This is a genomic window from Flavobacterium flavipallidum (assembly GCF_038289905.1).
GTDB lineage: Bacteria > Bacteroidota > Bacteroidia > Flavobacteriales > Flavobacteriaceae > Flavobacterium > Flavobacterium flavipallidum.
In genome coordinates, this window is sequence record NZ_JBBYHU010000001.1 from 114,754 (window position 1) to 129,206 (window position 14,453).

Annotated in this window: 15 protein-coding genes; 3 read left to right on the forward strand and 12 right to left on the reverse strand. The window is 32.4% G+C overall.

What is annotated here, in order from left to right:
* Positions 1-124: 124 nt before the first annotated feature.
* Complete coding sequence (locus tag AAEO59_RS00545) at positions 125-1,024, forward strand: NifU family protein (protein WP_341698813.1); 900 nt, start codon at positions 125-127, stop codon at positions 1,022-1,024.
* 160 nt (positions 1,025-1,184) lie between these two features.
* Here AAEO59_RS00545 and tsaB read toward each other — a convergent pair whose 3' ends face one another.
* The 3 genes from tsaB to AAEO59_RS00560 form a co-directional block, all read right to left on the reverse strand.
* Positions 1,185-1,853 carry a tRNA (adenosine(37)-N6)-threonylcarbamoyltransferase complex dimerization subunit type 1 TsaB gene (tsaB, locus tag AAEO59_RS00550; RefSeq protein ID WP_341698814.1) on the reverse strand — a complete coding sequence of 223 codons (669 nt, stop codon included), beginning with the start codon at positions 1,851-1,853 and terminating at the stop codon, positions 1,185-1,187.
* A gap of 65 nt (positions 1,854-1,918) precedes the next feature.
* Positions 1,919-3,214 carry an efflux RND transporter periplasmic adaptor subunit gene (locus AAEO59_RS00555; RefSeq protein WP_341698815.1) on the reverse strand — a complete coding sequence of 432 codons (1,296 nt, stop codon included), beginning with the start codon at positions 3,212-3,214 and terminating at the stop codon, positions 1,919-1,921.
* A gap of 7 nt (positions 3,215-3,221) precedes the next feature.
* Entirely contained in the window at positions 3,222-4,595 is a 1,374-nt protein-coding gene (locus AAEO59_RS00560; protein ID WP_341698816.1) for a TolC family protein, read from the reverse strand.
* 181 nt (positions 4,596-4,776) lie between these two features.
* Here AAEO59_RS00560 and AAEO59_RS00565 point away from each other — a divergent pair, with 181 nt between their 5' ends.
* Positions 4,777-6,183 (forward strand): DUF4403 family protein, encoded by a 1,407-nt coding sequence (locus AAEO59_RS00565; RefSeq protein WP_341698817.1) that lies wholly within the window; start codon positions 4,777-4,779, stop codon positions 6,181-6,183.
* A 2-nt stretch (positions 6,184-6,185) separates the two neighbouring features.
* Here AAEO59_RS00565 and AAEO59_RS00570 read toward each other — a convergent pair whose 3' ends face one another.
* From AAEO59_RS00570 to cyoE, 8 genes are all read right to left on the reverse strand, one after another.
* Positions 6,186-6,485 carry a hypothetical protein gene (locus AAEO59_RS00570; protein ID WP_341698818.1) on the reverse strand — a complete coding sequence of 100 codons (300 nt, stop codon included), beginning with the start codon at positions 6,483-6,485 and terminating at the stop codon, positions 6,186-6,188.
* The gene (locus AAEO59_RS00575; protein ID WP_341698819.1) at positions 6,475-7,017 is read right to left on the reverse strand and encodes a DUF420 domain-containing protein; all 543 of its coding nucleotides are present in this window, start codon (positions 7,015-7,017) and stop codon (positions 6,475-6,477) included. The genes AAEO59_RS00570 and AAEO59_RS00575 overlap by 11 nt, the downstream gene beginning before the upstream one ends.
* Positions 7,018-7,020: 3 nt before the next feature.
* Positions 7,021-7,707 carry an SCO family protein gene (locus AAEO59_RS00580; protein ID WP_341698820.1) on the reverse strand — a complete coding sequence of 229 codons (687 nt, stop codon included), beginning with the start codon at positions 7,705-7,707 and terminating at the stop codon, positions 7,021-7,023.
* Positions 7,708-7,717: 10 nt separating this feature from the next.
* Positions 7,718-8,359 (reverse strand): hypothetical protein, encoded by a 642-nt coding sequence (locus AAEO59_RS00585; protein ID WP_341698821.1) that lies wholly within the window; start codon positions 8,357-8,359, stop codon positions 7,718-7,720.
* Positions 8,360-8,436: 77 nt separating this feature from the next.
* Complete coding sequence (locus AAEO59_RS00590; RefSeq protein WP_341698822.1) at positions 8,437-8,787, reverse strand: cytochrome C oxidase subunit IV family protein; 351 nt, start codon at positions 8,785-8,787, stop codon at positions 8,437-8,439.
* Between the two features lie 19 nt (positions 8,788-8,806).
* Entirely contained in the window at positions 8,807-9,781 is a 975-nt protein-coding gene (locus AAEO59_RS00595; protein WP_341698823.1) for a cytochrome c oxidase subunit 3, read from the reverse strand.
* Positions 9,782-9,823: 42 nt separating this feature from the next.
* On the reverse strand, positions 9,824-10,411 hold the full coding sequence (locus tag AAEO59_RS00600; protein WP_341698824.1) for a cytochrome c oxidase subunit 3: 588 nt from the start codon (positions 10,409-10,411) through the stop codon (positions 9,824-9,826).
* A 2-nt stretch (positions 10,412-10,413) separates the two neighbouring features.
* Positions 10,414-11,328: a heme o synthase gene (cyoE, locus tag AAEO59_RS00605; protein WP_341698825.1), complete on the reverse strand. Its 915-nt coding sequence runs from the start codon at positions 11,326-11,328 to the stop codon at positions 10,414-10,416.
* Between the two features lie 274 nt (positions 11,329-11,602).
* Between cyoE and AAEO59_RS00610 the strand changes: the two genes are divergently transcribed.
* Positions 11,603-12,202, forward strand: coding sequence for a porin family protein (locus tag AAEO59_RS00610; RefSeq protein ID WP_341698826.1), 600 nt, complete (start codon positions 11,603-11,605; stop codon positions 12,200-12,202).
* Between the two features lie 144 nt (positions 12,203-12,346).
* On the opposite strand, the gene AAEO59_RS00615 is transcribed toward AAEO59_RS00610, so the two are convergent.
* Positions 12,347-14,452, reverse strand: coding sequence for an energy transducer TonB (locus AAEO59_RS00615; RefSeq protein WP_341698827.1), 2,106 nt, complete (start codon positions 14,450-14,452; stop codon positions 12,347-12,349).
* Position 14,453 lies beyond the last annotated feature (1 nt).

The following is a 14,453-nucleotide window of genomic DNA, read 5'->3' on the forward strand; positions in this document are numbered from 1 at the left end:
AATAGAAAAGAGATAAACAAACCCAGTTCAAAAACTAAAGTTAAGTTAATTTATTCATTAATAATTCAAATATAGTTAATCATAGAAAATAACTTTAGTAAATTTGTAAAAATTTACAAATATCATGACAAAAATAACCGTAAAAGAAACACAAAACCCAACAATATTAAAGTTTGAATTTGAGGATTTTATTACCCGAAACGAAAGTTTTGAGTTTAAAAACATCGACGAAGCGAAGTCTTCACCTCTAGCTCAACAATTATTTTATTTACCATTTGTAAAAACAGTTTACATTTCAGGTAATTTTATTGCAATTGAAAGATTCAGTATTGTAGACTGGAATGACGTAAAAGATGCTGTTGCTGAGCAAATTGAAGAATACGTAAACAAAGGTGGTGTAATTATCAATATTGATGAAAACAAAACTAAAAAACAACCGATTACTGTTTACGGAGAAACAACTCCAAATCCTTCAGCTTTAAAATTTGTGGTTAGCAGAATGCTAACTAAAAATGCTGTTGAATACAAAAATATTGATCAAACAGCTTCTTCTCCTTTAGCAAAAGAACTATTCAAATTCCCTTATGTTAAAGAAATTTTTATTGACGAAAATTACATTTCAGTAACAAAATACGAATTAAACAGCTGGGACGAAATCACTTTAGAACTAAGAACTTTCATCAAACAATATATTGAAAACGGTGGAATTGTACTTGATGACAGCGTTGTTATTAATGCTGAAAAACAAGAACAAATTAAAAATGAAGAGTTTGAAAAACTAGATGTTACTTCGCAACAAATTATCAACATTCTTGAAGAATATGTAAAACCAGCAGTAGCAGCTGACGGGGGTAATATTGCTTTTGAATCTTTTGATGAAGAAAGCAAAATAGTAAAAGTTATTCTTCAAGGAGCTTGCAGCGGTTGTCCTTCGTCAACTTTCACCTTAAAATCAGGAATCGAAAACATGTTAAAAAGCATGTTGAACGACAACAACATTCAGGTGGAAGCGATTAATGCTTAAAAACCAAATCACTATAAAAGCAAAAAGCGTTTCAATCGAAACGCTTTTTCTGTTTTATAAACTTTCTTAAAACTTTATTCCATTTTTGTATAAAATTTTTATCAGGTGTTTCCTTGATGAGATTCCTCCTACAGCGGAATTACAAGTTTATGTGATTATATTACTTTTTAGAAGTAGTTACCATAAAATCTTTCAAATAGTACGGCTCAAAATAAGCGACATCTACAAAATCATTTTTTAAGAATTTTTCAAAACTGAATGCGCTCATTTCTTTAGCAGACGGATAGACAATATCTACTAGAAAAACAAAATTTGGTTGACTTAGCACCTCTTTACATTTTGAAGCACAATCACCTATAAAATATAGCGTTTCTGCATATTCTTTAAACGAATCTTCAGAAATAATTTGGGCCTCAATTGCTCTTTTCAACTCTAAATCAGCCGAAAAAACAGCGCTATACACTTCCATTCTTCTGGCATCAAGCATTGGAATAATCAATCCTGATTCCACTTGAACCTGAGCAGCCAAAGCTTTCAAAGTATCTACAGCTATTAATGGAATTCCTAAAGCATAGCATAAACCCTTTGCTGCCGAAACTCCTATTCGTAATCCTGTATAAGAACCAGGCCCCTGACTTACTGCAATAGCAACTAAGTCTTTGTAGCTAATTCCGGCTTCTTTTATACTTTCTTCAATAAAAACATGCAACTTTTCTGCATGAGAATAACCTTCTTCGGCTATTTCAATACAAACAATCGTTTTACCTTCATTAGCAATCGAAACAGAACATTTTTTCGTAGCCGTTTCTATGTTGAGTATATACTTCAATTGTAATTTATTTTTTTTTGCAAAGGTCTAAAAAAAATCAAATAGCACTGTGATTAACCGGAAACTTATTTTTTAGTTTCTTCTGATTTAAGTTTCACCATATCACCAGAATTCAATTCTTTACTTACCGTTGTATATGGACCAGTTATGACTTGATCACCGTTTTTCACTCCGCTTAGAATTTCAATATTCGTCTCATCCTGAATTCCGGTTTTTACAATTTTTATTTTGGCCTTATCTCCTACTTTCAGGAAGATACACTCTAATTTTTTATCATTTTTAGGAACTACATTCTTTTCTTCTTTTGAATCAGGATTCTTTTTATCCGAAACTTTAACTGCGGTAGTATCTGATTTTACAACTACGGAACTAATTGGCACCGCCAAAACATTCTTTTTCGTTTTCGTAATAATATCTACAGTAGCCGTCATTCCTGGCCTGAAAGGAGAATAAGTTGCCGGTTTACCTTCTAATAAATCTGCATAGGATTCTTTTAAAATGCGCACCTTTACTTTAAAATTAGTCACCTGATCAGCAGTTAATGTGGAACTTGCCGAATTAGAAATACTGGTCACGACTCCTTTGAATTGTTTTTTCAAATAGGCATCAACTTCAACATTAGCCAAATCACCTTCTTTGATTTTTACAATATCATTTTCATTAACATCTACTTCTACTTCCATATTTGTCAAATTAGCCACACGCATTAATTCTGTTCCGGCCATTTGCTGTGTTCCTAAAACACGTTCTCCTAATTCTACATTCAACACCGAAATCGTTCCATCAGCCGGAGCATAAATACTCGTTCTCCCTAAATTATCCTTCGCTTCATTCACCGAGGCCGAAGCACTTTGAACACTATAATAAGCCGACTGACGTGTTGCTTTAGCGACTTCAAAAGAAGCAATCGATTTATCCCAATCCGACTTAGAAATAATTCCTTTTTCAAACAAAACCTTATTGCGTTCATAACTTGATTTTGCCTCCTTAAATTGCGCATCACTTTGGGTCAAGCCAGCTTTGGAACCAGACAATCCCGCCACAGTCCTGTTGAGACTAGACAAATACAAATCAGGGTTTATTTTCACTAATAAATCTCCTTTTTTAACAACCTGCCCCTCTTTTATAGGCAAATCAATAATTTCACCCGAAACCATCGAAGCTATTTTTACCTCAATTTCAGGCTGAATTTTACCCGTTGCCGAAACTGTTTCTACAATAGTCATAGGAACAATTTTAGCTATTTCAATCTCTTTAGCTTGATCTTTATTTCCCAGGACACCTTTTTTCCATAAATATAAAGTTGCCCCAAGAACCACAACTAAAACAGCAAGAAGGATATATTTCTTTTTCTTTGACATGATGCATCTAATTTTTTATGATAGGAATTCCAAAATAGAATTCTAAAATTTTTGTTTTAAAAATATAATCGTATTTGGTTCTTAACAGCTCTGATTGCGCTCCCGAGAGTAAAGTTTGCGACTGACTTAACTCGAATGCATTCATCAAGCCTACTTCAAATTTTTCTCTGGCATAATTATACGATTCTAACCTAGAATCCAAGGCCTGAACAGCAGATTCATACGCTTTCAAAGCACCTTTAGCATCAGTAAAAGCCGTGTAAACATTGCGTTGTAAATCCAATTCCTGTTGCTCTAATGCAATTTTAGATTTCTCAAAACTTACTTTAGATCGCTCTACATTATTGCGGGTTGAAAAACCATTAAAAATTGGAATATTTAACTGCCCACCAAAAGACTGTCCTTTGTTATCACTAAACTGATCAAAAAATTTAGGTGGCGCCTGAGTCCCTATAATTGCCCCTGTTGTGTTATCACGCAATGCCACATCAGCATAAGAAACACGGCTGTTAAAATTATAAAAACCTCTCAATGTGGGTTGGTAAGCACCTTTAGCAATACTCACATTTTTCTGAGCAATTTCTAAATTCGTCCGCGCTATTTTAAGCTCTACTCGTTCCTGTTTTGCCTTTTCATAAATATTAGTTGGCGTTTGCGACAAAATAGCCTGATCCATCTGAAATTTATCAGTATCATCAACATCAAAATTTTCAAAACTACCCAATTGCAGCAACTGAGCCAAACTTAATTTAGAAATCAATAAAGCATTTTCAGCAGTAATTATTTTTTGATTATCTGAAGCGATTGTAGCTTTTACATCTAACAAATCTCCTTTTGGTAAATTTCCGGCATTGATTAATTCCTGTGTTCTTTTCAATTGTTTTGTATCAATAGCCAGTTGTTCATTTTGAACCTTTAAATTCTCTTTATTGAAAAGCACCTGCAAAAAAGCATTTGCCACATTCAACGCAATATCTTCCTGCATTTTTTGCAATTGGTATTTGGATGCCAAAATCGAAAGATTCGCTTTTCTTAAATTATTTACATTTTGCAATCCCTTATAAATATCAACTCCAACATTGGCTCCAGCCGAAGTAAATTGTGTTGTTTGATTTTTCAAAAGTCCTGTAGTGATATCCTGATTCAAACCAATATTCCAGGAATGAGAAACCGAAGCTGACACACTAGGAAGAAACATTCCAAAAGCATCTTTTTTATCAATCCCAGCAGTTTGTGTGTCTAGCTCAGATTGACGAATGGATATATTATGTTCTACAGCATATTTAACACACTCTTCCAGAGACCATTTCTTAGACTGTCCATAACTAAAAAAACTAAGAAAAAGCATGAGCAATAAACTCCTTTGTTTAATTTGATTCATATCATCCGGATAAAATGAAGTAAAGTTACTACACAAAAATAATTTTTTATTAATTAACAACGCATACATCTTAACAAAACATTTCACAATATTAACCCAAAAAACTACATCAATTTAGCTTTATACTTTTTAGATAAAAAAATCAAAGCTTTTTCTAAATTTACAGCATCAAATCTATCAGATGAAAAAGACTGTCTTTCTAGCTGTTTCCATAATACTAATGACTCTTTGGAGTTGTTCCACTTCTCAAAAACTAGCAACTTTAAAACCGGAACCGGATGATGCCAGTCCAATTATTTACAACAATATCCCTTCATTTCTCAATTTACCTATCAATATCAAACTTAAAGATATTGAGAACAAAACCAATACTTTCTTAAACGGTTTAATTTACGAAGACAACAACATTGAAGATGACGATATCGAAATGAAAATCTGGAAATTAGCACCTATCACAATTAAAAACAGCAATGATGCTAATTCTGAAAAAATCACCACAATTCTTCCATTAAAAGCTACTATCAAATATCGAATTGGTACCAAAACCATGGGTGTTTCACTTTACAACACTAAAGAATTTAATCTAAACGGAATTGTAACCCTTAATAGTAAAGTAAATTTAAACAACTGGAAACTCAAAACAATTACCGAATTAACCTCTCTGGATTGGAATGAGAGTCCAACTATGACTGTTTTTGGCAAAAACATGCCGGTCACTTATTTAATTAATCCTTCCATAAAATTATTTAAATCAAAAATTGAAAAAAAAATAGATGAAGCAATAGAAAAATCAACTGATTTTAAACCAAATGTATTCGCTGCTTTAGAAAAAATTTGCACTCCGTTTCAAATGAATGAAGCCTATGAGAGTTGGCTAAGAATCGTTCCATTGGAAATTTACTCTACAACTTCGCATCTTAAAAATGATTCTTTTTTATTGCAAATGGGAATCAAATGCAACATGGAAACTATCGTTGGACAAACACCTGAAACCAAATTTGACAGTAATAAAATCACTTTAAAAACAGTAAGTAAAATTCCGGATCAAATCAACGCCAATATCGTAGCTGTTTCAAGCTATCAGGATGCTTCGAGAATTATCAAGAAAAATTTTTCAGGGGAAACTTTCAGTTCCGGCAAAAGAAAAGTAACAGTTCAGGATGTCTCTGTATGGCATAAAAGCGGCAAAATGGTCATTGCTCTTGATTTAACAGGTTCCCTAAACGGAACTGTCTATTTAACTGGATTTCCAAAATACGATGCCGCTAAAAAAGAAATCTATTTTGACGAACTCAACTATGTTTTAGACACACAGAACAAATTATTACGAACAGCAAACTGGCTTGCTCAAGGATTAATCTTGAAAAAAATTCAACAAAACTGTCGTTATTCCATCAAACCTAATTTGGAGGAAGGCAAGAAAACCATGCTCAATTACCTAAACAATTATTCACCTATGAAAGGGGTTTTTGTTAATGGAAAAATGGAGGATATTCAATTTCAAAAAATTGAATTAAGTCAAAATGCGATCATTGCTTTTGTAAAAGTAAATGGACAAATCCATATTTCGGTAGACGGATTAGAATAAATCTATTCCGTTTTGGATTTGGTTTTTCTCATTTTGTAGACAAAATAACCCACAAGGGCCACTAATAAATAAGGAATAACCATCAGGTAAACAATTCCGTCATTTACAGCTTCTGCCTGTTTTATATTGGCATCATTAGTTAATGCGGCTCTACACATAGCGCATTGCGCATAAGTTGCAATTCCAAAAAACAAAAAACAAATTCCAAAAAACATGGTCATAGTTTTGGAATTTAGGATTTGAATTCTTGAAGATTCTACTCTAACTACTTCTAACTTCTGACTTTTAACTTTAGTGTGCATAATAAGGAGCAATCATTAAATATACTATCACACCTGTTACTGCAACATACAACCAAATTGGAAAAGTAATTTTGGCTATTTTTTTATGTTTATCGAATACTTCTGCCAGAGCACGTACATAAGTGATTAAAACCAATGGAATAATAGCAATTGACAATACAATATGCGTCACCAAAATAAAATAGTACACATATTTAATAATTCCTTCACCTCCAAATTTAGTCGAATCGGAAGTCATGTGATAAGCCACATACATCCCTAGAAAAGCAACTGAACAAGCAATTGCAGTTTTCATTAAATTTTCGTGTAACTTAACGTTACCATTTTTTACAGCACGTACTGCCAATACTAACAAAATAGCAGTTATTCCGTTTATAGTAGCATAAATTGGAGGTAAAAAAGATAATGGCTCTACATCATAACCCAACTTTCTTAAATTAACCCCAAAAAGCAAAGCTACTACTAATGGAATAGCTACCGATAAAACAACAATCCACTTATTATATTTTGTTTCTAAATTTTGTTTTTCCATGATTTATTCTGCTAATAAAATACTTATATCTTGTTGAATGTCTCTAACTCCTGCTTTTTCTAATCCATCATAGTATAAAATTGGATTTCCAAATTCATCTTTTCTACAACGAATATTACCATTCTTATCGATTAAAGCAAACATTCCTGAGTGTTCAAATCCACCATTAACTTTAGCATTTTCTCCGGCATAAAGATTAAATCCTTTGTTGGCCAAATCAAAAATAGTTTGCCTGTCTCCTGTCAAAAAATTCCAATTTGATGATTTAACACCTAGCAATTGTGCATGATCTTTTAATACTTCAGGAGTATCATGCATAGGATCAATAGTTATAGATACAATTCCGAAATTAGGATTGCCAAAGAATTTTTTTTCAAGGACTAACATACTTTGGTTCATTTTAGGACAAATAGAAGGACAAGTGGTAAAGAAAAATTCCAAAACATAAACTTTTCCTTTATAACTATCATTATTTATCTTTTTCCCATCCTGATTTGTTAATTCGAATTTAGGAGCTGGACCTATTTTTTCCAAAACTCCTTCAGCATCAGCAGAAGAGGAAAGTTTATCTAAACGATCGGCCTTTACAACATTACTATTTTGAACACGGTTAATAATTTTAGGCACAGCATAAATACCGAAAATCAAAACTATAAATGCGATTCCAATAAAGGATTTATTTTTTAACATAATAAACTATTTACAATTGTTTAGTCGCGTTATGATTCTTTTTTAAAGCAGCGCGATATTCATACAGAATTACTTTAAAATCATCCAACATTTCATTACTTAACTCAGATGGATGAAAAGTATCATAACCTTCTAAATATTCTTTCTTGTCTTTTCGACCTCTCAAATTTCTTTCTTTGTCAATTATATAAACATTAGAAGTTCCAAAATTAGCATCTAATTTATTAACTAATTTCAGTTGAGAATAAAACGTATTGATTTCCTCAGGAGTAGTAAAAACAAAATGCCAGTGTGAAACATCCGTAAAATCATCGAAAGCATCCATAATATTTTCAACATCTTTTTCAGTTCCTAAAGGGCAAACCATCACAAACTGTAAATCTTTGAAATTATGATATCGTTGGTAAATTTTCTCGTTTAGATTAAAAAGATTCCCTCTATTTTTCAAAATTTCAGTACCCGAAAAACCTAGTATCGTAATTTTATTATTTAAACTTACTTGCTCCCCTTTTAGAGATTTCCAATTACCTAAGTCAGCAACTTTAGACGTAATTGTAGGTAATTTGGTAAAACTATTAACTCCCGAAGCAAAAAACAGATATGCAACAATTGGCAATATAAAAAGGGAAAAAAGAACAATATTTTTCTTCATCAGGAAAAGGGTATTTATAAAGTGCAAAAATAAAAAAAGGCACGCAATGCGTGCCCTTTTTTTGAATTAATATAGTGTTAAAAATTCCATTTAATAGTTGAATCTTTAAAAACCCCATAAATATAATCCCCTTCAGTCAACAGAATGAAAAGTAAGTATAAGACAAGAAAAATAATTGGTAAAACTATAGACCATTTAAGACTTGATTCTTCACCTTCTAAGTGCATAAACGCCCATACAATATAATATGCCTTAAAAATTGTAAGTCCATAGAATATCCAATTTAACAAACTCATACCAAGTAGATATCCTCGGTGTAAAGCATCCGGTTTGTAAATCCCTAAAATTACCTCTATAATTGTAACTACTGATAAAATTGCAAATACTTTCCAAATTCTACCTGCATTTGATTCATGTGCATGTGCCATAATATAAAACTTTAAAAAATTAAACTAGATAGAAAACTGTAAATACAAATACCCACACCAAGTCAACAAAGTGCCAGTACAATCCAACTTTCTCTACCATTTCATAACTTTTTCTTTTCTCATATGTTCCTAACAACACATTGAAGAAAATAATGATATTAATAATAACTCCAGAAAATACGTGGAATCCATGGAAACCTGTAATAAAGAAAAAGAAATCAGCAAATAATTTATTTCCGTATTCGTTTCTTACTAAGTTAGCTCCTTCTACTACCAAAACAGCATCTTTCAATCTCGCTTCAGATTCTGCTCTTGAAAGAATTGTTTTTTGTTTGTCTTTGATTACTTCTGTTCTAATTAAAACATCAGGGTGTGCTTTAAAACCAGCTTGTACTTCAGCTACTGAATAAGAAGGCAAAGCAGCTTCTTCTTGAAACCATGTACCACGACTTCTTGACAACTGTGCTCTTTCTTCTGGCAATTGAACAGCAAAATCAGCTAATGCAATTTGTTTACCATCTTTACCCACAAACTGAAGAATACTTCCTCCTTTTGTTTCAACAGCTCCATATTCTCCGTTGATAAAGTTTTTCCACTCCCAAGCTTGAGAACCAACGAAAATTAAACCACCAATAATGGTTAAAAACATGTACACAATAACTTTGTTTTTTTTCATTTGATGACCTGCATCAACAGCTAAAACCATTGTCACAGATGAAAAAATCAAAATAAAAGTCATAAATGCAACATAATACATTGGAGCATTAACCCCATGCATAAATGGGAAGTGAGTAAACACTTCATCGGCCAAAGGCCAAGTTTCAATAAATTTAAATCTTGAAAAACCGTAAGCCGCTAAAAATCCAGAGAAAGTCAAGGCATCAGACATGATAAAGAACCACATCATCATTTTACCATAACTTGCTTTCATTGGCTCATTGCCGCCTCCCCAAGTTGTTCCTTCGTTATTTGCAGTAGTAACTGTCGCTTCCATAAAAGTTATTCGTTAAAAAGTTCCCAAATTTACGTTTTTTTCTTATTTAAAGAAATATATAAATAAAAATAATAAAACCCATAGTAAATCCAAAAAGTGCCAGTACATTGCACCTAGTTCTATACCAAGAGTTTGAGTCGAATTGTATTTTTGTTTAAAATGATTATAAATTATAATTAAAAGCGAAATTAACCCACCTGCTAAGTGCAACAGGTGCATAAAAGCAATAATATAAAGAAAAGTCACCGTTATTGAACTCCCCTGTCCTGTCAAGTAATAACCACTTTCAATTATTTGTCCGAAACCAGCAAATTGAGAAATCACAAATGCAACTCCTAACACTAAAGTAGCTACAAGCATTAAAGTAGTCTGACTTCGATCGTCTTTTTGAATCGCTTTTTTAGCTAAATGAAAAGTAATACTACAAGCAACAATCAAAATCGTACTTATATAAAAAGCCATTGGCAACTGAAAATTATTCAACCAGTCTACTCTTGACTTACTCACAATGAAAGCACTGGTCAAACCAGCAAACATCATAAACATACTCACCATTGCAAACAACAAAATCATCTTAGCCGACTTTGCGCTGCGTTGTTTTTGCTCCTCTGCTGTTATTGTAACACTCATAACTATCTTAAAAATTTATCTATTATATAAACCAATTGTAATAATGAAATATAAGAAACACTCACCAACATTAATGTTCTTGCAGCTTTTGATGTTTTCAACTTATGAAGCCGCACCGCATAATACAACATCCAAAGTCCTAATAAAAATACCGCAACGGCTGCATAGGAACTAATAAATAGTTTCCCGGTATAACCTAAACAAGGCAACAAAGAAGCAACAAGCAACCATACTGTATACAAAATTACTTGCATAGCAGTTCCATTATCCTGTTTCCCTGTTGGCAACATATAAAAACCAGCTTTTGCATAATCATCATACAAAAACCAACCTATAGCCCAAAAATGTGGAAATTGCCAGAAAAACTGAATCAAAAACAAAGTTCCAGCTTCAATTCCAAAATCACCAGTAGCCGCTACCCATCCTAACATAAAAGGAATCGCCCCAGGAAAAGCTCCCACAAAAACCGATAAAGGCGTAATAGTTTTAAGCGGTGTATAAACACAAGTGTATAAAAATATAGATATAGCCCCAAACATGGCCGTTTTAGGATTGATCATGTACAACAAAACCAAACCAATAACAGTAAGCAAACTTGCAACTACCAAAGCCAACCCAGAAGACATTCTGCCTGATGGTACAGGACGATTCTTTGTACGATCCATCAACACATCCAAATCCTTTTCAATCACCTGATTGAATGCATTTGATGCTCCCACCATACAATAACCTCCTATACAAAGCATCAATAAAACCAACCATTGAAAAGGCTGTTCATCATTAAAACCTAAAAGATAGCCTGCTATAGACGAAAACAACACACTAATAGCTAATCCTGCCTTAGTGATTTCTTTAAAATCGGTAAAAATAGATTTCAGGGAAACTGTAGTTGTAGTTGTGCTCAATGCCGTTTTCATTAGGTTTTTGTAAAACTGCTGCAAAAGTAACGCATCAAAAGGGAATTGACAAAAATCTAATCATAAAATATTGTTGAAGAAAAATTTATGGTTCTCATAATATGTAGACTTTTTTTAAGTAACTAAATACCAATTCTATATTTTGTAAAATTTTTCTATATATTTGAATTAAGCAAAACAAAAAATTATCACTATCAGAAAATCAAAAAGAGAATTTATCATAGTGATTAAGCCATTTCTAAAACGAGTAGACAAAAATTAAAACAAAATTAGAATGAAGAAAAACATAGCAATCTATTTAATGCTTTTTTTAGTCCCTTTATTAAATTTTTCACAAAGCAAATTTGCCGTTCTTGGAGGACTTAATAATTCTTTCTTAAGTAATGGTTTTTTAAAAAATCCACCTATTGATAAAACTTTTGGAATACATTTCGGAGCACTTTATGAGATCAACCTCAATGAAAAAATTGCTTTTAGACCAAAATTAGTTTTTTCTCAACAAGGTGATAGAAAAAAAGGTCCTGGAGCTTCTTTAAGTATTAACGATAATAGTTTAGATTACAAACTTAGTTACATAAACATTCCTCTCAACTTTAAATTCTTCTCCAAACCTTACATTATTATTGGTCCACAATTTGGTTATCTATTAGACGTCAAAAAAACAGATAATGATTTTGGTAATATTGATAAAAAAATTGATTCAGGATTAAATTTGGGATTTGGATATGAAATCAACAAGATTTTTATTGAGTTTAATATGTATCAAGGTTTTACAAAAATACTAGAATTTGAACCTCCTCTCAATAGTAATAATTACAATCATGGAGTTACTAACAGCCTTTTACAAATATCTCTAGGTTATTATTTTAAATAAATTTCGCTAACATTTTTTAAAAACAACATCTGATTTCACAGATTTGCAATCATTACCATCAACTTATAGAAATACTTAATAAGTTTGCTTCGTGCCTCTCAATGGTTAAATACAGAGAAAACAAATGACTTAAAGTCAAAAAAATCAATAATCAAAATACCAATTAAAAATATCCGAGCGCAATCCAATAGAAAACCAATTCGTACTTTCTTTGATTGTAGTAGCAGTATTTTGCATTGGGTTAAAATCTCTATAGATATAACTCGCAAATAATTTCAAGTTAGACGAAGGGTTAATTAAATAACCACCCTGAATGTCGGTCATAAAAAATTTAGCTTTATTACCCTGTCCTACTAGCACCCCTGAATCAGCATAGCGCTCTTCATCATAATCACGGTAAATATTCGTTCCGTAATTAGAATTCGCTCCTGCAGCTGCAAAATCAAATCCTCTAACCGCAGCTGTTAATTTAAAATCAGCAAACCATCTTCCCTGGTGGTAGCGGGCAATAGCGATGAATTCACCAAAATTAGCCCCCCATTGATGTCCTAAACTTTGATTGTTATGACCGTAATTGGTAATTGGTTCACTGTGCGAATACACATAAGGCCTTACACGGTTGTACTCCAGTTGCAATAACAAATTAGGTACATTGAAAGCATTATAATACTTAGCACCTAACTGATAACCATATTTATTTTTCCAACTATTATCGCCTTCTTTGATATCATTCAAAGAAAACTCGTCTAAAAGAAATTGTCCGTAAAAATTAATTTGATTGTTCCATTTGTACTTAAATATCAAACCAAGCAAAGCATTCCCCGACTTAGAAGAAGACCCAAATTCAACAGCACGGTAAAAAATAATCGGATTAATAAAACTGGCATCAAATCCTCTGTCATTACTATTCGTCCACACCACCGATTCGAAGAAACCTAAATTTAATCTATTCGAAACATTCCAACTCAAATAGTGATTGGCCATAAATTTAGTCGCATAGGTTTTATCAACCGTCACTTCCGGACGAATATCTTTTAACCACATGAAAGTATTGGTATATTTTATCTTCCAAAACTTAGTATTCAACTTAAAATAAGGATACGGACTCGCCCCATCGCTTTCTAACAACGAACGGTAACCATCACCAATAAAATTTCGACCATAACCCAATTGCATATCCATAAATGTATTGGGAGCAAAAGTGATATTGGCTTCCGCCAAAGGAAAATCGTAGGCATCGGTTTTAAATTGTTTAGCAATACCAATACCCGGAATTACCGCAGGATTACCACCCGAAGGTTTTATAGACGCCGCATATTGATTATAATAATCAGCAAAACGTCCCTGACTTTCAAAAATAGTTGTGGTAAAATTAATTTTACTTCCTAAACCACCTCTAAAATTCATGGCTCTTGTATTTACAAATGTATTTACCGATTTATTCCCTGAAGCCCTTCCAAATTGTAAATCCAACACAGGATTCAATGTAAACCAATAATCTTCTCCTTTAATTTCAACAGTATTTTCATTCCATAATTTTCTGGTCCACCAGTCGGAAGCAGGTTTCTTCAATTGTTCATTGATTTTTTTAAAATCAAAATATTTAGAAACTTCAGCATACGTATACGGTTTTGAAGCCGTATGATTATTGCTTCCTACTTTATTTATTTTAGCATCAAACTGCGCATAATAACTATGTGAAAACGGAATATTTAAATGACTTTCAAACTCGGGATTATTGTATTTATGATACACAATAGAATCTAATTCCGTCAATTGTTGGGTTGTATTTCTAAGAATATCCGCTTTAGCTAGATTCTCTGCTTCCAATGTTGCAACACTTTTTAAAGGAATTGCAATAGTGATATTATATTTCGAATATTCCGGTTTTCCATTGTAAGTTGCCGGGGTAATTTTTGGAAATTTAGCAAAAACTCGTTTCGTTTCTGCTATTAAATTCTCATCAACAGCATTCACATAAATTACCTTGAAAAAACCATTAGCATCTACTTCAAAAAGCACTTTTACATTTCCTTGGAAATTATTTCGTACCAATTCTTCAGGAACAACAAAATTTTGAAAAACAAACTCCTGAACTTCGGTATAAAAACAATTTTCTAATGCTTTATCCTCTAAATTAGTGCAAGATGAAAAAACAGGAAATCGCTCAGAAACCAACAGTTTATTATTTTGAGCAAAACCCAAAACACCCGTAAAACAAAACAATAAGAACAGTCTAAATTTATTCATA